Annotated in this window: 16 protein-coding genes; 8 read left to right on the forward strand and 8 right to left on the reverse strand. The window is 61.4% G+C overall.

Annotated features, from left to right (window positions below; all coding sequences use genetic code 11):
• Nucleotides 1-31: 31 nt before the first annotated feature.
• The 3 genes from B5J99_RS01485 to B5J99_RS01495 all read right to left on the reverse strand — a co-directional run bounded on the left by B5J99_RS01485 (nucleotide 32) and on the right by B5J99_RS01495 (nucleotide 4,439).
• Nucleotides 32-2,290, reverse strand: a complete 2,259-nt coding sequence (locus B5J99_RS01485; RefSeq protein WP_117351251.1) for a TonB-dependent receptor — start codon at nucleotides 2,288-2,290, stop codon at nucleotides 32-34.
• A 95-nt stretch (nucleotides 2,291-2,385) separates the two neighbouring features.
• Nucleotides 2,386-3,684 (reverse strand): hypothetical protein, encoded by a 1,299-nt coding sequence (locus B5J99_RS01490; protein WP_162892407.1) that lies wholly within the window; start codon nucleotides 3,682-3,684, stop codon nucleotides 2,386-2,388.
• Nucleotides 3,685-3,710: 26 nt separating this feature from the next.
• Nucleotides 3,711-4,439, reverse strand: a complete 729-nt coding sequence (locus B5J99_RS01495; protein WP_117353295.1) for a GntR family transcriptional regulator — start codon at nucleotides 4,437-4,439, stop codon at nucleotides 3,711-3,713.
• A gap of 171 nt (nucleotides 4,440-4,610) precedes the next feature.
• Between B5J99_RS01495 and B5J99_RS01500 the strand changes: the two genes are divergently transcribed.
• Entirely contained in the window at nucleotides 4,611-5,639 is a 1,029-nt protein-coding gene (locus B5J99_RS01500) for a serine hydrolase domain-containing protein (RefSeq protein ID WP_117351253.1), read from the forward strand.
• 268 nt (nucleotides 5,640-5,907) lie between these two features.
• Here the strand turns inward: B5J99_RS01500 and B5J99_RS20040 are convergent, their stop codons facing one another.
• From B5J99_RS20040 to B5J99_RS19770, 3 genes are read right to left on the reverse strand one after another with little or no spacing between them, the layout of a single operon-like run.
• Nucleotides 5,908-6,075 (reverse strand): hypothetical protein, encoded by a 168-nt coding sequence (locus B5J99_RS20040; protein ID WP_425456477.1) that lies wholly within the window; start codon nucleotides 6,073-6,075, stop codon nucleotides 5,908-5,910.
• Entirely contained in the window at nucleotides 6,048-6,659 is a 612-nt protein-coding gene (locus B5J99_RS19765; protein ID WP_245991711.1) for a Fic family protein, read from the reverse strand. The genes B5J99_RS20040 and B5J99_RS19765 overlap by 28 nt, the downstream gene beginning before the upstream one ends.
• 45 nt (nucleotides 6,660-6,704) lie before the next feature.
• Nucleotides 6,705-7,313 carry a Fic/DOC family N-terminal domain-containing protein gene (locus B5J99_RS19770; protein WP_245991712.1) on the reverse strand — a complete coding sequence of 203 codons (609 nt, stop codon included), beginning with the start codon at nucleotides 7,311-7,313 and terminating at the stop codon, nucleotides 6,705-6,707.
• Here B5J99_RS19770 and B5J99_RS01510 point away from each other — a divergent pair.
• From B5J99_RS01510 to B5J99_RS01540, 7 genes are all read left to right on the forward strand, one after another.
• Nucleotides 7,312-7,935 carry an acyl-homoserine-lactone synthase gene (locus B5J99_RS01510; RefSeq protein ID WP_117351254.1) on the forward strand — a complete coding sequence of 208 codons (624 nt, stop codon included), beginning with the start codon at nucleotides 7,312-7,314 and terminating at the stop codon, nucleotides 7,933-7,935. The two genes, B5J99_RS19770 and B5J99_RS01510, sit on opposite strands and share 2 nt — an antisense overlap.
• 5 nt (nucleotides 7,936-7,940) lie before the next feature.
• Nucleotides 7,941-8,798 (forward strand): phytanoyl-CoA dioxygenase family protein, encoded by an 858-nt coding sequence (locus B5J99_RS01515; RefSeq protein ID WP_425456478.1) that lies wholly within the window; start codon nucleotides 7,941-7,943, stop codon nucleotides 8,796-8,798.
• Nucleotides 8,795-9,388: a GntR family transcriptional regulator gene (locus tag B5J99_RS01520; RefSeq protein ID WP_117351256.1), complete on the forward strand. Its 594-nt coding sequence runs from the start codon at nucleotides 8,795-8,797 to the stop codon at nucleotides 9,386-9,388. The genes B5J99_RS01515 and B5J99_RS01520 overlap by 4 nt, the downstream gene beginning before the upstream one ends.
• A 276-nt stretch (nucleotides 9,389-9,664) precedes the next feature.
• Nucleotides 9,665-10,273, forward strand: a complete 609-nt coding sequence (locus B5J99_RS01525; protein ID WP_211337860.1) for an RNA polymerase sigma factor — start codon at nucleotides 9,665-9,667, stop codon at nucleotides 10,271-10,273.
• Entirely contained in the window at nucleotides 10,270-11,280 is a 1,011-nt protein-coding gene (locus B5J99_RS01530) for a FecR family protein (protein ID WP_117351257.1), read from the forward strand. The genes B5J99_RS01525 and B5J99_RS01530 overlap by 4 nt, the downstream gene beginning before the upstream one ends.
• A 103-nt stretch (nucleotides 11,281-11,383) precedes the next feature.
• Complete coding sequence (locus tag B5J99_RS01535; protein ID WP_245991713.1) at nucleotides 11,384-13,927, forward strand: TonB-dependent receptor domain-containing protein; 2,544 nt, start codon at nucleotides 11,384-11,386, stop codon at nucleotides 13,925-13,927.
• 79 nt (nucleotides 13,928-14,006) lie between these two features.
• Nucleotides 14,007-16,136, forward strand: coding sequence for a prolyl oligopeptidase family serine peptidase (locus B5J99_RS01540; RefSeq protein WP_162892408.1), 2,130 nt, complete (start codon nucleotides 14,007-14,009; stop codon nucleotides 16,134-16,136).
• Here B5J99_RS01540 and B5J99_RS01545 read toward each other — a convergent pair.
• Together B5J99_RS01545 and B5J99_RS01550 are read right to left on the reverse strand one after the other, a co-directional pair.
• Nucleotides 16,111-17,862, reverse strand: coding sequence for an asparagine synthase-related protein (locus B5J99_RS01545; protein WP_117351259.1), 1,752 nt, complete (start codon nucleotides 17,860-17,862; stop codon nucleotides 16,111-16,113). The two genes, B5J99_RS01540 and B5J99_RS01545, sit on opposite strands and share 26 nt — an antisense overlap.
• Complete coding sequence (locus B5J99_RS01550) at nucleotides 17,862-18,503, reverse strand: lasso peptide biosynthesis B2 protein (protein WP_117351260.1); 642 nt, start codon at nucleotides 18,501-18,503, stop codon at nucleotides 17,862-17,864. The genes B5J99_RS01545 and B5J99_RS01550 overlap by 1 nt, the downstream gene beginning before the upstream one ends.
• Nucleotides 18,504-18,537: the final 34 nt, after the last annotated feature.

Raw genomic sequence — 18,537 nt, forward strand, 5'->3', positions numbered from 1 at the left:
GTCCAGCCTTGACCGGACGGTGTGCTAGCTATCAGAACCGGGCGCGGGCCTCCACGCCGAACACGCGCGGCTGGCTGTAGCGGTTGATGGTGGGTGCCTGCGCGACGAAATACACCTTGTCGAACACGTTGTTGGCAAAGGCGCTGATGCTGAATCCGCCGACCTCGACGCCCAGGCGCAGGTTGACCAGAACATAGTCGTCCAGATCGACCGAGGTCGCGGTCAGTTCCTGCTTGCCGCCCCATTGGCCGTTGACCAGCACGTTGCTGATCAGGCTGACATCGCGGCTGACCGGATAGCACAGGTTGAGGTTGGCAGACGCCAGCCAGTCGGGCACCTGCGCCAGATCGAGCCCGGCAAAGCGGCCCGATTTGACCTCGCCGCCCTGGCGCGATCCGCTGAGCGCGAGCCGCCCGGAACCCGCCCCCAGATCGAAGCCCTGGCTGTATTCCGCCTCGATACCCCAGCTTTCGGCGTTGCCGGCATTGGTGAGATACGCGACCGCGGCCACCGGGCAGGCGGCATTGGTGAGCGCGCAGCCATCGTCGACCTGTGCGATCAGGTCTTCTAGCTTGGTGAAATACCCCGCGATGGCGAAATATCCGCGCCGCACCGGCGATCCCTTGAAGCCTGCCTCATAGGTCGTGCTTTTTTCGTTGCCGAACAACACCTCGACCGGGCGCGGCGCGCGCGGATCGGACAGGCGGGTGTTGAAGCCGCCAGCGCGATAGCTGCTGCCGACCTTGCCGTAAGCGAGGATATCCGGCGTGATCTTGTAGGCCAAGGTGGCGTTGTACGACAAATTGTCCGCCGTGATGCTGTCGTCGATGATCCGGGACGGACCGCCGGTGGGCAGCAATGTCGCAAGATCGAACAGGCGGGCGGTGATCGTGCGGCTGTCGCGGGTGTAGCGCAGTTCGGCAGTGACGTTCAGGCTGTCGGTCAGGTCATAGCCCAGCGACCCGTACGCGGCGTAGCTTTCGAAATTCAGGCGCGCCGGCGCGATGTTGCCGGGCGAGCGGTTGGCAGGCGTCGGCGTGCGGGTGGTGGTGACCGAAAAGTCGCTGTCGAGGATATAGGCGTCCGCGCCCGCCAGCCAGGTCAGCCGCCCGGATTTGCCGCTGATGTGCAGGTCCTGCGAGAAGATGTCGGTGGTATCGACGATGAAGCTGGCGCTGCTGGGGTCCAGCGGCGTCGCAGCACCAATCTGCCCTGCAGCGCGCGCGCGCGCCAGTTCCGCCGGGCTGATTGCGTCATTGTCCAGGTCGTATTCGGAATGGCGCCTGCGGTACGATGTCGTCCCGCTCAATTCCGCCCCGCCCAGATCAATCTTCAGCAGCGCCTGCAAGCCGTCGACATCCTGCGTCGCACGCGGCGCGGTATCCCAAGGGTAGTTGAAGCGATTTTGAATATAGCCACCGGGAAAGCCCGGCGTACCCGCCGGAATGAATATCTGGTAATGGATCGTAGGGACGGTGAAGGACTGGGTTTCCGCCATGATGGTCAGATCGACCGGCCCTCGGTTGAGCCGCAATTGGCCGCGCAGACCATGGCCTTTCTGCTGATCGAAATAGACGTCGTTGTTCGGGTTGTAGAAAAACCCGTCATCCTGCTCCACCAGTTCCCCGCTCAGGCGGAACGCCAGACCATCGGCCACCGGCACGTTCACCGCGCCCTGGATCTGCAGGGCATTGTTCTCGAACGTGTAGCGCGCGCTGCCCCAGCCAGACAGATCAAACTCGGGCGTGGCCGAGATGATGTTGATCGCACCGCCCACCGCGTTGCGGCCATACAGCGCGCCCTGCGTGCCGCGCAGTACCTCGACGCGCCCGATGTCGAGGAAATCGAGCCGGGTGAAGTTGCGCCCGCCGATCGCGCCACCGCCGATATACGCGCCGTTGCGGTACAGGCCAATGCTGGGGTCACCATTGGTGGCCCGCGCGGTCGACGATGCGCGGATCGAGATTTCCGAGGTGATCGACGAATTGAGGTTGTTGAACCGGACGCTGGGCTGATCGGCGAGCAGTTCGCCGCTGCCGGTGGCGCCGCCCCTGTCATACAGCGAAGCGGCATCGATCACCGAAGCCGCGCTTGGCACGTCGGCCAGCCGCTCCTCGCGGCGGCGTGCGGTCACCACGATCGAGCCGTCGTTGGCATCTGCCGCGCTGTCCTGGGCCGCCGCCTCGGCTTCATCATCCGCAGACTGATCTACCGCCTGGGCGAAGGCCGGGGTTGCCATCGCCGTCCAGATTGCGGCCGAGCAGTAAAGCAGGTGCGCGGTGCCCTTCATAAGTCCCTCTCTATTTCTTATGTCATTATTATCGATAATTCTGTGCACAAGGCACGTCGCTGTCAAGGCCAAAACCGACGTGGCTGTTTGAAGCGTCAGATCTTCGGGCGAAGGGCAGCCGCAATCAGGGCGCAGCAGCCCCTGGCCGCAGCGTGCAGCGCGTCGGGCAGGATCGTCTCCAGCGTGTCCGATGCAGCATGATGCTGGCGGTGCGCACCGAAGATTCCGGCATGGCGCGGATACCCGGCCCTGACGATTTCCTGCAGTTCGCCCGCCGCACCTTCCGCCGAAGAATAGGCCGCCTCAAGCCCCGGCTGGTTGCGAAATGCCGCGCGCGCCTGTGCGAGCAGATCGTCCGACGTCATTAGAAAACGGAACGGATCGGCGCTGGGCAAGGGCAGCAGCCGGTCGGGCAGTTCGTGCCAGTCGCGCGTCGCGACATTCGCCCCAAGGTGCAGCCACAAGGCGGTCTGCTCCGGCGGCGGGCCGAACGTTTTGATCATCCGCTTTGCCCCCAGATTCTCATACTCATGGCCCGAATTGGTGACCATCAGCACGCTGTGCCTTGGGAAGTGGCGCGGCAGCCACTGCACCAGCGCCAGCCAGATCGCGACGCCCGGCGCGCGTTCGCCGACGCAGTCGGTCCAGCCGGACCGCGGCGTCGATATGACGATCCAGGGCGCGCGCGCAACGATGCGCTGGCCGATGATGTTCTGCGCCTGGCGCACACCGTCCTGCCCTTTGATCTGCAACCGCGCCGTAAGCCCGGTCTGCGCGGCCTCCACCACCGGCGCTGCCTTGCGCGGTGCGAGCAGCGCGATGGGCACCGGCGCGAACGGTGCATCGGCATGCGCGTTGAGCAGCAGCGCTTCGCCGGTAGGCCCGGTGGTGGCCACGACCACCGCCACCGCGCCGCGCGCCACCGCATCGGCAACCGGCCTGCGCACCGCCGCATCGACCAGCGACGACCAGCGACGATAGGGCAGCCGCACCACCGCGATGCTGCCATCCAGCCTGCCGCCGATCTCCGCCAGCCGCAGCGGCGCGGTGATCCCGGACGGCGGCGTAGGCACCACAAGCGGCTGCGCGATCACCGGGATCGCCGCATCGCCCAGCACCAGCGCGCAGCGCCCGGGCTCAAAGAATGGCGCATCGAACGCTTGGGCCTGCACGGCATAGCCAGCCGCCGTGAGCCGCTCGGCGGTCCAGCCAGCCGTCCAGCGATCGCCCGGACCGCCCGATTGCTTGTTGCCGGCCCCTGCGTACGCGCGGACGTCTGCCATCAAGCGCTCTGAAGACATTTCGTCGGACTCCGAAACTTGAGCAGCGGCAGAGGCAAACGGCAGCGCCAGCGGGGCGGCTAGCCCGGCCTTGAGCAGCGCTCGCCGTGCCATGTCCCCCCGTGGTATGTCCCCCCGTCTCACGCAGGCTTGCTCCTGCGCCGCGCAGGCTTGGCCTTGACCCGGCGGTCCTTGTATTCCTGCAGCGCCTCGGCAAAGCTCGCCTGGGTGACGCCGATCAGTTCGCGCGCGGTCTGGTCGGCCGCATCCGCCTCATGCGCGACGATATGGCGGCACAGCTTTTCATACAGCACCGCCGATTGCCTTCCGGCCTCGCTGGCATGCTCGGTCAGGTACGTTTCGGTATAGACATTGTGCTGCCAGCGCGCGAGCAAAGCGACCCGGTCGAGCAGCTCAAGCGCCAGCGGCGCGTTGCAGCGCTTGGCGATGAACCGGCCGATGCGGTTGGACACGCGGATATGCTCGAAGGTGTTGTCGGTCCGCTGGGTGATGTCCTTGTATTCGACCAGCCGGTGCATCAGTTCGCGGCCATCGCGGTCGCTCATCGTCAGGCTCGCCAACCGGCAGACAACGCCGAACAGCGCCTTCCACAGCTCGTACACCTCGTTGGCGGCATGATCATCGACATCGATGACGAACGTGCCCCGCCACGGCACCACCTTGACCAGGCCGATGCGCGCCAGATGGCGGAACGCCTCGCGCACCGGCGCATGCGACACATCGAACCGCGCCGCGATCTCGCGCTCGCGCAGCCAAGTGCCCGGCGCGATCCGCCATTCGACGATGTCGTTGGTCAGCAGCCGTGCGATAACCCGGTCCTGGGTGGGGGTGGTTTCCTCATCGGTCATGCGGGCGGTCATGGCTTTCAAGCTGTGGCATTTCAGGCAGCGAATGCTTTTTAAGGCAGTAACGGCGAGCAGCATCCTAGCTATGCTGAAACGGCAGGCAATCGATCGTTGTCAAACACGATATTATCGATAATAATCTTAAAGACAATAGCAACCGGCAAGGCAGTTCCTATGATGCAGTTTCCTATGATGAGGCAATGGCGGGCGATGGCCCTGGTGACGGCAGCATGGCTTGTGCCACACGGTGCAGCAGCCTCCGCGCAGACCCTCCCCGGCTGCGATGCTGCCATCGCCTATTCACAGGCGCGCGACGGTGTCGCGGTGCTGGTGCTTGAAGACGGGCGCATTGCATGTGCGTCTGCGGGCGTGGACGTGTCGCACGAATTGTGGTCCGGCACCAAGAGCCTGATCGGGCTGGTGGCGGCAGCGGCCGTGCAGGATGGCCTGCTAACCCTCGACGAGGCCGCCGCCGCCACGATCACCGAATGGCGCGACGTTCCGCAGAAGAATGCGATTACGATCCGGCACCTGCTGTCGATGACCAGCGGCCACCCTTCTGCCGTCGGTCGGCCGCAGGGCTATGCCGCCTCGCTTGATGTGCCGCTGACCCAGGCGCCCGGCACAGCCTTTCAATACGGGCCGACACCGCTGCAGATCTTCGGCGAGATCCTGAAGCGCAAGCTTTCCGCCGGTGGCCAGGATGCCGACCCCCGCGCCTATGCCGAGCGGCGTCTGCTGCAACCTTTGGGCGTGACGGTGGCCGATTGGCGCAATGGACCGGACGGCCAGCCGCTGATGCCGCAGGGCGCCGTCATGAGCGCGAAGCAATGGGCCAGGCTTGGCGAGTTCGTGCGCGCAGGCGGCGTGCAGAACGGCAAGCCGCTGGTCGACGGGGCGACCTTGCGCGCGCTGTTCGATGGTAGCACGCCCAACCCTGCTTATGGCCTGACCTGGTGGCTGCCGCGCGCCACCCCCGCCAAGGACGCCGTCACCGCCGCCACCGACATCACCCAAGCCGGCGGCGAACTTCCCCAAGACATGGTGTTGGCAGCGGGCGCAGGCGACCAGCGGCTTTACGTGATCCCCTCGCGCAAACTGACTATCGTGCGCCAGGCCAGGCTCAATATGGCCAACGTGCTTAGCGGAAAAGCCAGCGGCTGGTCCGACCGCCAGTTCCTCGGGCTGCTTCTCGGCTCTTGACCTTGCCTAACACCATATGGTGGTAATGTGCTGCTTATTCTGAGGCTTTTCGAGCAAATGGAAGCTTCGCAATGTCGTTTTCGACCATGGCGAGTGAACGCATATATGATGCCAGATATTTGACCTGAAAGCTCGGATGGGAGCGCGTATCTGGCCGCCGTCTTCGCAACCTCAATTCGGCAGCTGCTGTGGCGAGTGGGCGTTTACTGTGAACTACGTGAATGACCGTGTCTGATCGGCAGCTGACATGGTCGCAGCCTTGACCAGCTTACCCTCCTTCGGACACCTCGAGGAACCTCCGGACAAGCTCGGTATTGATGTAGTAGTTGTGCTTGCCAGCGCGCTGTTTCACCACGAACCCGTGCTCCGCTAGCGCATCGAGGTAATTTGCAGCAGTCTGTCGTGCCTTCAGGTCAAGGTGTCCCGCTGAACATATTCGAAGCGCGTATAAGGATGCCGGAACAGGTTGTTCAGCAGCTCCTGACTGTAGAGCCGGGGTAACTCGGCACGCGTTCTGTGCTTTGCCCGGGCCATCTGGTCACGGATCCCTTCGACGATGCGAAGCGTTGTTGCCGCTGACTCGGCTACACCCTCGAGCATGTAGATCACCCAATCTTCCCAAGCAATTTGCGCCCCTCCGCTGTCACGCACAGCCTGCAGCAGGCGATAATAGTCGGCCTTGTGCCGGGTGATGTGGCGGGAAAGGTAGAGGACAGGGATGTCGAGCAGCCCGGTCCGCGCTAGATAGAGTACGTTCAGGATCCGGCCAATGCGTCCATTCCTGTCGGGGAACGGATGTATATTCTCAAACTGGTGATGGATCAGCGCCATCTTGATCAGTGGATCGAGGTCGCTCACTGTGTCATCGGTCACGAAGCGCTCGAGCGCGGTCATTTGCGGGACAATGTCTCGCGCATCTTGCGGCGGAACATACACGATTGCCCCCGTCCGGTAATGCCTGAGCGCAGTGCCGGGCGGCGCCCGAAACCCGTCTTCGCGTCCTTTCAGGAGCCTGAACATATCGATGAGAACGGAGTTGGGGATCAGGCCGCCGGTCTCCTGAATTCAGGCATAGCCGAGCCGCATTGCGTCGCGGTAGAGCGCAACTTCCTTGGAAGCAGGCGATTGCGGATCATCAGGAAAGAGTTCGGCCTGAAACAGCTCGTCCTGGGTCGTGATGATGTTCTCCACCTCGGATGATGCTTTGGCCTTCTGAAGGGCAAGCGTGTCGATCAGGATCCCCTGATTGGGGATCGTGCGCGCCTGACCTTTCAAGTCGGCGAGAGCCAGACTGGCGGCATTGAGTGCCTTGAGAATAGGCACCGTCTCGAGATCGACGCCGGGCGGAATCGGCGGGTTGATATAGGTCGGCGCAATATAACACTCGCAACATGTTAATGAAACTCCGATTATCCTAACACGACATAGCGCACATGGCAGCGAAATGCCGGTCGCGCGCACTCGAAAATTGTTTGACTGGCGTCGCACGACGGAAGCGCCCAAAATGACACCCACCAAAGCGAGACTTTTCGGGCGCGCGCGATCTCTCATCCCGAGAGCATCCATAACGATGACGATATGGTGGCGCCTTAACCCATCCCCTGAACTGGGTATACCGGCGAAAGTCCGATCGTGGTCTGGTTCGAAGGACAACAGTTCTGGGACAACAGCCATGATCAGCGCCGTTACTCATCCGAAAATTGCGGAAAGCAGCATGGCCATGTGCGCCATGTTTGCGGCCCGCAAGCAGGTGTTTGTGGATCTCCTCAAATGGGACCTTCCCGTCCTCGACGACCGGTTCGAGATCGACCAGTTCGACACGCCAGATGCCCGCTACCTGATCCTGCTCGGCGCAGATGGACAGCATCGCGCCTCGGCCCGCCTGCTGCACACCACAGGGCCGCACATCCTGGGCGATCTGTACCCCCATCTGTGCAACGGCCAGGTTCCGCGAGGTCCGCGCATCCTGGAGATCTCGCGCTTCTGTCTTGACCGGAACCAGGACGCTGGATCGCGCCTGTCGGCCCGCAACCAGCTTGTGACCGCGCTGGTCGATCACGCGATCGATGAGGGCATCAACTATTACACCGGCGTTGCCGAGCTTGGCTGGCTCGCCCAGATCCTCCGCTTCGGGTGGCAATGCGAGCCGCTGGGGGAACCTCAGGGCAATAAGGGGTCGAAAATCGGCGCCCTCCGCATCGGGATCGATGACCAGACACGGGCCAAGCTGGAGCGCACTGGTATCTACACCCCGTTGTCGCTGCAGCTTATTGAAAGCCGGGAGTCAGTTGCATGAACGCTATGTCGTCCGAAACGCTGGCAGACGCACTGCTGGATAGAGGCTTTTGCATCGTGCCTGATCTCGTGCCGCGCGCCACCATCGAGGCACTTGCCACCGATCTCGACCCGGTGTTCGCGGCCACGCCCTTTGGGCAGGGCTGTTTTTATGGCTACCGAACCAAACGCTTTGGCGGTCTGCTCCGGCGATCGGCCAATTCGCATGCACTGGTTCTTGAAAAAACCATAATGGGGGCAGTGCAGGCCATTCTTGGGCAAGCCTGCGACCGCATCCAGCTCAATGTCGCGCAGGCCATCGAGATTCATCCCGGCGAGCAGCGCCAGTTCCCCCACCGGGACCATGATATGTGGAACGGCGAAAAAGGTGCACACGAGTATCTGGTCAATGTGATCTGGCCACTGACGCCATTCAGCGCAGCGAACGGCGCAACCCACATCTATCCCGATAGCCACGGCGCAGACGGCATGGCGCGGCAGGATCCGGGCGCACCGGTTATCGCAGAGTGCGAACCCGGAGCCGCGATCTGTTTCCTCGGTTCAACTGCCCACGGAGCGGGCGCCAATGTAACCAGTCAGGTCAGGCGCGGCGTCGTCATCGGCTACAGCCTGGGCTGGCTCAAGCCCTATGAGAATCTGTGGCTTGCCTATCCGCCATCCGTAGCCCGGACGTTTCCTCCCGACCTTGCGGCACTGGCAGGCTATGTCCAGCACCGACCCAATCTCGGCAATTACGAGGGCCAGTGCCCGTCCGTTCTTCTCGGCGATGTCGTGCCGGAACATCTCGGAGCCATCGACGCCCTGCGCCCCGATCAGGAAGCGATGCTGGATGCATTCGCCGAGCAGGAGCCCATAAGCCGGTGAGCCCTGCACATGTCATCGAGCCGACCTATGAAGCGATCAAGCGCCGATTGATGCATGGCCACTGGCCGCCGGGAACGCGGCTGGAGGCTGCAAGGATTGCAGACCTGCTTCATGTCAGCATCACGCCGGTACGCGACAGCCTGTATCGGCTGACAGGTGAGCGCATGGTCGACTTTACGCATGGCGAAGGATTTCATGCGCCGCGGATGACCGAAAGCGATTTGCGCGGCATGCTCGAGCTGCATCTTGTCCTGATGCTGGCAGCGCTGGCGACCCAAGTGCGCGATTCAATTACGCCAGTGGGCCGGCTGGACAAAGGATCAGACGGATTTGGTTTGCTGTTCCTTGCGATTGCCCGGCGCTCGGGTAACGCCGAGCTTGCAAGCTGCATTGCTGGCCTCGGTGACCGGCTCCATATCGCCCGTCTCGCCGACACCGAGATACTTGGCGACACAGCTGACGAGCACGGCGCTCTCGAAGCGGCCTATTCAAAAAACGCAACTCACCCAGAAGTCCGCGCGCTGTTGCTGCACTACCATGAACGACGCGCGCAAGAGGCTGCTGCCTATATCCGGCATATCACCGCCTGACACGAAGCATTGCTGCAGGATGCTCAAGTCGCCTGCACGTACGACTTTTCCTTGTCATTGCAATGGCATCCTGACATCATTGGCATGCACGGGGCATATCTGGCAGTCCGGTGCGGGATACTCCGCCAGGCATCAAAAGCGCCTGTCCATTCAGGGACAGGCGGCCGTAACGGATCATGTGACCCTCTTTGAGTCACCGAACGTCGGCGCAGCACTGGATGATGGACAGACTGGCTTCGCCCGGCCTGTCGATCTGTGCCGTGCGGGTACTGCTGCGTGTCGTCGTCAAAATGGAAAAGCCTTTCTTCCGAACGTCACCCGTTCTCGGTGTCATCGGCATGCCACGCTCATCCGGACGATCGTCCGGTGCAGAGCGGGACGGTGTCGCGCGAGACGAGCGATCTGGATACGGCCTTTCGGGAACATGCCTCTGCGCTGCTGCAGTTTCTGCGTCGCAAGGCGAGCCCGCAGGAAGCGCCCGATCTGGTGCAGGAGGTGTTCGCAAGGGCAGCAGGCAGCGCCCAGAGGCACAGCCTCGTCAACCCTGGCGGCTTTCTCCGCCGCATCGCCCAGAACCTGCTGATCGACCGGTCTCGCAAGGTTCATCGGCATGGGGCACCTGAGGTGTCGTTCTGCGAAGAACGGGATTTTGTCACACCCCCACAGCAGGAATGGAGCATGGAAGCGGCTGATCTGATGAGCCTTTATGAAGCAGCCGTGGACTCGATGTCACCCAAAACGCGCGAGGTTTTTCTGATGCACCGGGTCGACGAACTGACATATCGCGAGATACACGAGCATCTGGGAATCAGTGTTGCAACGGTGGAATACCACATGATGAAGGCGCTCGCGCATATCGCGCAAGCCGTGGACTATAATCGATGACGCACAAGCACCGCGATGACACGATCGATGACGCTGCGCGCACTTGGCTGATCAGGATGCGGGGTCCGGATGCTCCCCAGCTGCGTCACGAGTTAGAAGCCTGGCGCGCTGCCGATCCAGCGCATCACGCGGCATATGAGCGGGCTGAAGCCATCTTGGTACAGTCCGCTATTCTGAAAGGGTCTGTGCGACATGGCCAGAGCCGCAAGTCCCGCCTGGCCCCTCAAAGACCCTTTGTTCGGCGGTGGCTCACCGCCGGTGCGCTGGCGGCTGCCGCGGCCATGCTGTTTGTGGCGATCAGTGCCGGAGGCGCCTCTCTTTCCGGCCCTCACGGTCAAAATCCCATGGCTGCCTGGGCTGCCGAGCCGCTGGTGACAAGGCACGGCGAAATCAGAAGCTTCCGTCTTGATGACGGATCCGTTGTCACACTCGATACCGACAGCCGCCTTGACGTGGCGTTGACTGATAATGCGAGGATCGTGAAGCTGGCCAGAGGTCGGGCACGCTTGCAGATCGCCACTGACGTGCGGCCATTCCGCATTCTGGCAGGGTCCGGTCAGGTCACCACAACGCAGGCCTTACTCGATATCGGTTACGACAGCGAAGGTATGATCGGCCTCACTCTGTCCGATGCCGCGGCGGTGATCGCACCAGCTGGCCAGACTACCCACAAATCCGTGATGCGGGAGATTCCTGCAGCAACTCCCCTGGTATATCGCGCCGATGATGCCGCGCTGAGACTTGGGGCACAGTCGTCGGACTTTGGCGACAGTGATTGGCCGTCTGGCTGGGCGGAATACCGCACGGTCAGGCTCGACCAGCTGGTGGCCGCAGCCAACCGCTATGCGGCGGTTCCGATCATCATAAAGGACCCTGCCATTGCCCGGCTCGAAGCGTCTGGTCGTTTCAAGATCAGCCAGACGGATACCTTCGTCAGGCGCCTTGCACAGCTGTTCGATCTTGCCGTCGAGCGCAGGGCCGACGGCATATATCTGCAACGGCGATAATTTTTCTAATGCCTGACTAAGGTGCCCCGACAACCATCGTCATTCCCCCTTCAAAGGCCGTGTGTCTCCTCGACAAGCGGCCCCAAACCGAAGGGGGATCAGGATGATGTCAGGAAAATCACAGGTGATGCGTGCGCTGATGGCCAGCGTGGCGCTGGGGCTTATGCCAGTTGCAGCGCACGCCCAGCAGCAGGAAAAAATGGTCTACGACCAGCCAGCGCAGGACTTAGGCAACGCGCTGCGCAGTGTGGCCACGCGGGCCGGAATCGAACTCTATGCCTCGGCGGATGATCTTGACGGACTGCAGGCGCCAGCCCTGAAGGGCGATCTTACGACACGCGAAGCCTTCGAGGCCCTGTTGCGAGGCACTGGCCTAACCGCGCGGTTCGAACGGGGATCGGTCACGATCGGACGCGCTAGTGGCAGGCGAGCTGATGAAGCTGGCTCGCAATCCGATCCCATAATTGTCACAGGATCACGCATCAAGGGTGCGCCCTCGGCTGTTCCGGTCACGACAGTAACCAGCGAGGACATCCGCAATGCCGGTCAGAACGATCTGGGCGAAGTCGCACGCAGCCTGCCGCAGAATTTTGGTGGTGGCCAGAACCCGGGCATTGGCAACTCGCAAGGTGCTCAAAACGAAAATGTGAACGTCAACGGGGCATCGACTTTCAACCTGCGCGGGATCGGCCCCAATGCGACTCTGACGCTGATCAACGGCAATCGTTTTGCCTTCAGCGGGGTCAACTCGGTCATCGATGTGAGCGCAATTCCGGTGTCGGCGGTCGAGCGTGTCGAGGTGATCGCCGATGGCGCTTCGGCGATCTACGGCGCAGATGCGGTGGCGGGCGTCGTCAATATCATCCTTCGGAAAAGCTACGATGGCGTGTCCACCAGCGCGCGCGTAGGCGGATCGACCGACGGCGGCAATTTTCAGCAGCAGTTCAGCGTACTGGCCGGGACCAGCTGGTCGACCGGCGGAGTAATGGCTGCTTATGATGTCAGCAGCAATTCTTCGATCCAGGCCGGGTCGCGCAGCTATGCCGTCTCGAACAATCCGGATGCCACCCTGTTCCCCGACCTGCGTCGGCACGCCGTGCTCGTCAGCGCCCACCAGGCTTTTGGTGATCGCGTCGAACTGAGCGCCGACGCCATTTTCAAGACGGGCAGACAGATCGGGGCCTCGGGCTTCTCGGCTACTGTGCCAATCACTACGTCTGGCAACCAGGTTCGCACCGAGTTCGAGACATTCGGGATTGCTCCGAAAATCGTCGTCGATCTGTCTGACGACTGGACCTTCGAGATCCTCGGCTTTTATGGCACCGACACAACCGATGGTCTTACCCGGGTTTTTTCAGGAGGCATTCAGACGAGCACCGGCCCCCGATACTTCTTCAACCGGAATTTTTCTGTGGAGGCGGGGCTTCAGGGCGCGCTGTTCGAACTGCCCGCAGGACCCGCCCGTATTGCAGCGGGCGCTGGTTACCGCTCCAGTTTTTTCGAGGCGAGGCTTGGCGGCAGGGCGTTCGACCAGCTTCGGAAAAACTATTTTGCCTATGGGGAGTTGTTTGTGCCGCTCACCAGCCCGGAACAGGGCGTCTCGCTCGCGCACCGGGCGTCGCTGACGGGCGCGCTGCGCTATGAGGATAACTCGGATTCGGGCGACATCGTCACTCCGAAGCTTAGCATGATCTACGAGCCGGTAGCCGGGCTGACGTTTGGCATCTCATGGGGCAAATCATTCAAGCTGCCGACGCTCTTTCAGCAATATACGGGCTATTCGGCGGTTCTCGTTCCGGTTGGCGGCTTCGGACAGGGTTTTCCGGCGAGCGCGACGCTCGCGATTGCCCAAGGGGCAAGCGAAATTCTGGGGCCTGAGCGCTCGGAAAACTGGACCTTCAGCGCGACGACGAAACCGGTAGAAGGTCTGGAGCTGTCCGCTGCCTATTTCCATATCGACTATACGGACCGGGTAACACCTCCGCTGCCCTCAGGTGCTGGCGCGCTCAACAATCCGATCTTCGCAGATCTGATCACCTTCAATCCGTCAGCAGCCTTGCTCGATGCACTGTTCAGCGGCGCAAATGGAGGGCTACAGAATGGGACTGGCGCTCCCTATGACCCGCGGCGCGTGATTGCGCTTCTTGATGCGCGCACCCGCAATATTGCCCAGCAGACCTATAGCGGCGTCGATGTGTCGCTACGATATGACCTTGAGACTGGCCCGGGTCAGCGGCTCTCGCTGAGCGGCGGCGGTACATGGATGGAAAGCAGCCAGCGTCTTCTTCCCGGGCTGCCCGTGACCGAACTTGCCGGAAACATCTTTTTTCCGCCGCATATTCGCGCGCGGGCCGGGGCGACTTACAGCACAAAGCGGTTCTCGCTCTCTTCCTTCGTCAACCATAGCGGCGGAGTAACCGACAATCGCAGACCGGCTCGAACTAAGCTGTCTTCATTCACCACCCTGGATCTGACGGCGCGTCTGACGCTGGGCAGTGGCACTGAGATCGCGCTTAATGCCCTCAACATTCTCAACGAAAAGCCCGATCGCATCTTCACGGCGGCCGCGTTCGACGCAGCATTCGATTCGACCAATTACTCGGCGGTCGGACGCTTTCTCGGCCTGACGGTGCGCCATGACTGGTAAGCCGCGCACAAAATACGCAAACCTCGGCAGATGCTCGCTTCTTGGGGGGTTGGCATTGATCGTATCCTGTCCGGCAGCGATGGCCGACGATCCAGGCCGCCGCTGGACGCCAGAAGACATCGTGTCAGTGCCAAAGGTGATCTCGATGGCATTGTCATATGATGGAGCAGAACTGGCTTATCTCGAGCGGACAGTGGACATTGCCGGGAACCGCACATTGCTCGTGCTGTATCGGCTGGATCTGGCTTCGGGCGCCAGGGCAGAGGTTGCGCGTGCGATTGCAGCCGATAAGCTCGAGGCAATTGCAGGGAAGCGGGCCTGGAATGTCCTGCTCGATCTGGGCGACGGACAGCAGCTGTACCAGATCGATTCTGGCGCATCGGCGCGACTTGTTCTTGCCAGCGAGGCAAAGGTCACTGTCGGACAGGCCGAGGGCAATCTATTTGCCGTATCGTCCCTCGCACCCCATCGCGTCGGCGTACTGGCCTATGACTGGTCACCGGATCGCAGATGGTTGTGGTATGCAGCACTCAAGCCGGGGCCCAGCGATACCCGGGTCCAGTTCGACAGCGAGGTAACGGCGCAAAAGCACCGGCGCCGTGCTCCTGTCCCTGCTGTTGTCGAGCTGCGGCTGCGTTCGTCGTCAGGGGAAGACACGCTGATCGCAACCCGCCCCACAAGCGATCGCCTCGCATTCTACTTAGGCGCCACCGTGCGATGGGGCGAAGACGGGCTGCGGTATTTCGTCGAGACCACATCGGGCATCAAAAGCGATGAGTCAGAAGCTTTCGATCTGAAATTTGCCTCGCTGGTCAGCACTTCGGCGGGAACGCTGCCTGGCCTTCCATCGGTCGACTATCTCAAGGGCCCGCATGGTGGCCAGTTGGCCAGCGAAGGAACCGGCGCGTCGCTGGACCTGATAGAAACAGGTCCGGACGGAACGAAACATAGCTATGGCAGATACGGTTTCTATATCGGGGATCCAAGGTCCGCAGCGAGCTGGAGATCCGAGGACGGCAAACGCCTGGTTCTCGGCGTGCGGACTACCACCCACCCGCGTTATGGACTGGCTGTCGTTTCGAAAGCAGGCATACGCACAATCCTTACCGGGAAAAGCCTGAGCCGATGCGATTTTCGGGCTGATCTATCATGGGGCATCTGTGTGGAGGAATCGCTCAGCCAGCCGCCCCGGTTTGTCAGGGTCGAGCCCGGCAGCGGCAGGATCACAAAGGTGCTGACTCTCTCGGCGCGGCATGAAGCGATAGCGCCTTTGAAAATCACAGCACACCAGTGGAAGAACAGGGCTGATCACATTGCCACGGGTTTCATCGTTTGGCCTCGCGATTATATAAAGGGCCAGCCGTACCCCGCAATCCTCGTGACCCATGGCAGTGATGCGGATGAGCGATTTGCAGATCAGGATCTTCAATGGGATTTTCCCGTGCAGGCCTGGGCCGAACGGGGTTATGTTGTTGTTCTGATCAATGACCCATCTCCCCGCCTGAACCCGGACCTGATGGCGGGTTATGCCCAATGGCGCTCGGGCAAAGGCCACCTGTCCCCGGCTAAAGTTCAGGATAGTGCCTGGATTGGTGTGGTGCATATGCTGGAAGATGTCGTGAGCCAGCTGGTCAGCGATGGGCTTGTGGATCGCAGCCGGGTCGGAATTGCCGGCTATAGCAGGGGATCGCAGATCACGAACGTGGCCGTCACGCAGTCCGGTCTTTTCAGAGCGGCTTCAAGCGGTGATGGCAGCTTTCTCGAGCCTTCAGCCTGGTCCCAGGTGACGCGGTCTTACACAGCCATCTTTGGCGGTCCCCCAGCCGGGGATTTCCTGGAGAATTACCGCCGCCTTTCGCCCTCTCTGCGCGCCGATCATGCCTGTGCAGCTGTCCTCCAGCAGATGGCAACGCCCCTTGCCGGTGCGATTGATTTCCACATGAGCCTCCGGGCTGCGCGCGTTCCTTCGCAGATAAGCCTTTATCCAGGCGAAACGACCGCTACCGATGAGACGCACCTGTTTCACATTCCATCGAACCGTCTGGCTGCCATGCGCGAGAACCTTGCATGGTTTGATTTCTGGCTCCGCGATGTGGAGCAGACTGACGCCTCCTCTGCGGGACGTGCCGGCCACTGGATCGAAATGGCGCGCAGCCGTCGCGACAATTGCCCGACATTTCCGGCTATTTCATCCCATGCCCCCCCTTGAGCCCGTCAGAGCTGGTCCACCACTGCGCCCATGCCTCTGCAGCACATATTGCCAGGATCCGACGCGCGGATTGGGATCCCGCCGCGGTAGGAAGCTGCGCCTGGCTGAGGATCGAAAGGTCCAGCATTCCGGCTTGGGCCAAAAGGCCCCCACGCAGAAAATCTTCGGCTTTGCTGCGGTTTGCGAGATATATGTCCCTCATGAAGCCAGAGGGGCCTCCTTTTGAGGTTCGTCTGAGCAGTTCGTCCGGCACGATCCCCCCGAAAGCTGCGCGGGCGACTGCCCTGTTGGCCCCGCCATGAACCCAAAGCCACGTTGGAATGCTCAAGCACAGTTCGACGACTGGCTGAGACATCAGCGGAGCAATATGCGTCAGATAAGTCTGGCGCGGATACAGCTCGATGCTGCGATGAGCCCGGAGGAGCTGCTTCACATGTCCGATCTTGCCCGGAAGGGCGTTCTGCGGCGGATTGAGCCAGGGATGGAGCGGCTGTTGGGGTGCCATCGCTTCGAAGAACGATGATGACAGACCCAACGTGTCACACAAAGTCCGGGGCGGGCTGCCCGCCTTTCGATAGATATCCCAGGCATGTCGGAGAATCGTCATGCCGTCCGCTCCGGTCAGGACGCCGATATCGCGCAGAGTATTCATGATTCCAGAGCGTGAGCCCTGAGACATGAACCGGTCGACGAACGGAGCGGCCGTGCGAAGGCTGCAGAACACGTTGTCACCACCATTACCGGAAAAATATGCATCTACAGGCTGATCATCACGAAATGCAGAATGGGTGGCCTGCATTGCCTGCAGAAAATACGCGGCATTTGGCCAGGGGTGGGTGGGCGCCGCAGGCTGCTCAATAACGACCGATCCGATGTCGAAGTGCCGCTCGTGCAGCCGAAGGCCGAGCGCATCCGTCAGAACAGATGCATAGCGACGCTCATCCCCACCCGCTCCGCTGCTGACAAAATTGACACAATGCAGTGCTGCGGCTCCTGGATGGGCGCAGCAGGCGACTATAGAAGAGTCCAGCCCTCCGGAAACTCCGATCAGGATGGAATGGAAACAGGATGCCCAAGCCCCGCCGCAGTCAAAAGCGACCTTGCGAAGTCTGGCTGCGGCGTCGTCGAATTTAGGAGGTGTTTCCGGGCAGGTCCATTCCCATGGCGACCACCATTCATGCAGGGTATTTCTTGCTGGCGAACTGTTCAGGCACTCACCTGCCAGCAATTCGGAAACGCCGGACAGACAGGTGTTGCGGCCCATTGCATCCGGGCTGGCAAGAAGTCTGCCGATCTCTGTCAGATTGACAGCCCCCGCCCCCCGGCTCGCGAGATCGGCTACATCGCCCGCCAGCACTGCGCCGTCGGCGCGGGTCCGATAATAACACGGCAGCAGGCCGGACGGGTCGCGTAGCACCGAGACAGCACCATCTGGCCCAGCCACGACCGCAACATAAGCACCCCAGAATTCCTTCAGAAGCATGCGTCCATTGCTGGCTTCGATTGCGCGGGCTGTTTCAGTATCGAACTCCAGAACGCGGCGAGAAGGCGATGTTTGGGAAAACAAATGTCCGATGATGCAGCCAGTGCTGCCAATCCGGATTACGGGTAAATGGCTCCACACGCGGACTGCAGGATTATTGAACGAAGGCTCTCCCATATCGCTGACGGAACGGACCTGTGAGGAAGCGCCCGGGTTAATGTCTATGATGAAACGCCCTGCCATCAGACCACCAGTATCGGCTTATAGGGCTCGACCAGATCGAGAGGGTCGGTCAGGATGGTGTCACCAGACTGAACCCAGGCATGCGCTGAAAAGGGAAGCGCTACCCCAATCACAAGGTCCACATGACATCCGTGGCTGGCAAGAACCTTCTTCATGGCGATACTCCTGACGAGGCACTGGTCTTTTGCCGGAACGAAATGCCTTGCCCGCTGAAATGCGGCTGTCACAAGGGAGACCTGGTGATTTTGGTCCTGCGCGACGCGCTGCGCAGTTGACCAGCCTGGTTTCAGTATCTCCGCAAAAGGCAGACGCCGGAGCATCCGCCGTGCTGTGATCTGTGCTGCAATCGCTCTGATGGTGGAGACAACGTCAGCAGACAGCGATGGATGATTTTCAAGGCCGGATGTCGGAGCCGGGACTTTAGGGTTATGCAATGTCGGATCATCGCAACCCTCGGTTATGATGTTCCGTGCGATCAGCCAGTGAAAGTCGGCGGCATCAGCACTTTGCTCAAGGAATCGCCGGAACCTCGCGTCCGCTCTGTCTTGCAGCAGAAAATATCGTGCGCGGTCAACGTCGAGAAATATCGAGGCTGACGCAAAGAGGCAGTAGCGCAGGTGCGGAGACAGTCTGTAGGTCATCGCAATGGGACAATGATCAGCAAATGGCGTGCAG

Source organism: Blastomonas fulva (genome assembly GCF_003431825.1).
In the GTDB taxonomy this organism is placed as follows: domain Bacteria; phylum Pseudomonadota; class Alphaproteobacteria; order Sphingomonadales; family Sphingomonadaceae; genus Blastomonas; species Blastomonas fulva.

Coding starts and splice junctions, on each gene's coding strand:
- B5J99_RS01485 (WP_117351251.1), bottom strand. CDS start 2,290: ATGAAGGGCACCGCGCACCTGCTTTACTGCTCGGCCGCAATCTGGACG.
- B5J99_RS01490 (WP_162892407.1), bottom strand. CDS start 3,684: ATGGCACGGCGAGCGCTGCTCAAGGCCGGGCTAGCCGCCCCGCTGGCG.
- B5J99_RS01495 (WP_117353295.1), bottom strand. CDS start 4,439: ATGACCGATGAGGAAACCACCCCCACCCAGGACCGGGTTATCGCACGG.
- B5J99_RS01500 (WP_117351253.1), top strand. CDS start 4,611: ATGATGCAGTTTCCTATGATGAGGCAATGGCGGGCGATGGCCCTGGTG.
- B5J99_RS19765 (WP_245991711.1), bottom strand. CDS start 6,659: ATGTTCAGGCTCCTGAAAGGACGCGAAGACGGGTTTCGGGCGCCGCCC.
- B5J99_RS01510 (WP_117351254.1), top strand. CDS start 7,312: ATGATCAGCGCCGTTACTCATCCGAAAATTGCGGAAAGCAGCATGGCC.
- B5J99_RS19770 (WP_245991712.1), bottom strand. CDS start 7,313: ATGGCTGTTGTCCCAGAACTGTTGTCCTTCGAACCAGACCACGATCGG.
- B5J99_RS01515 (WP_425456478.1), top strand. CDS start 7,941: ATGTCGTCCGAAACGCTGGCAGACGCACTGCTGGATAGAGGCTTTTGC.
- B5J99_RS01530 (WP_117351257.1), top strand. CDS start 10,270: ATGACGCACAAGCACCGCGATGACACGATCGATGACGCTGCGCGCACT.
- B5J99_RS01535 (WP_245991713.1), top strand. CDS start 11,384: ATGATGTCAGGAAAATCACAGGTGATGCGTGCGCTGATGGCCAGCGTG.
- B5J99_RS01540 (WP_162892408.1), top strand. CDS start 14,007: ATGGCCGACGATCCAGGCCGCCGCTGGACGCCAGAAGACATCGTGTCA.
- B5J99_RS01545 (WP_117351259.1), bottom strand. CDS start 17,862: ATGGCAGGGCGTTTCATCATAGACATTAACCCGGGCGCTTCCTCACAG.
- B5J99_RS01550 (WP_117351260.1), bottom strand. CDS start 18,503: ATGACCTACAGACTGTCTCCGCACCTGCGCTACTGCCTCTTTGCGTCA.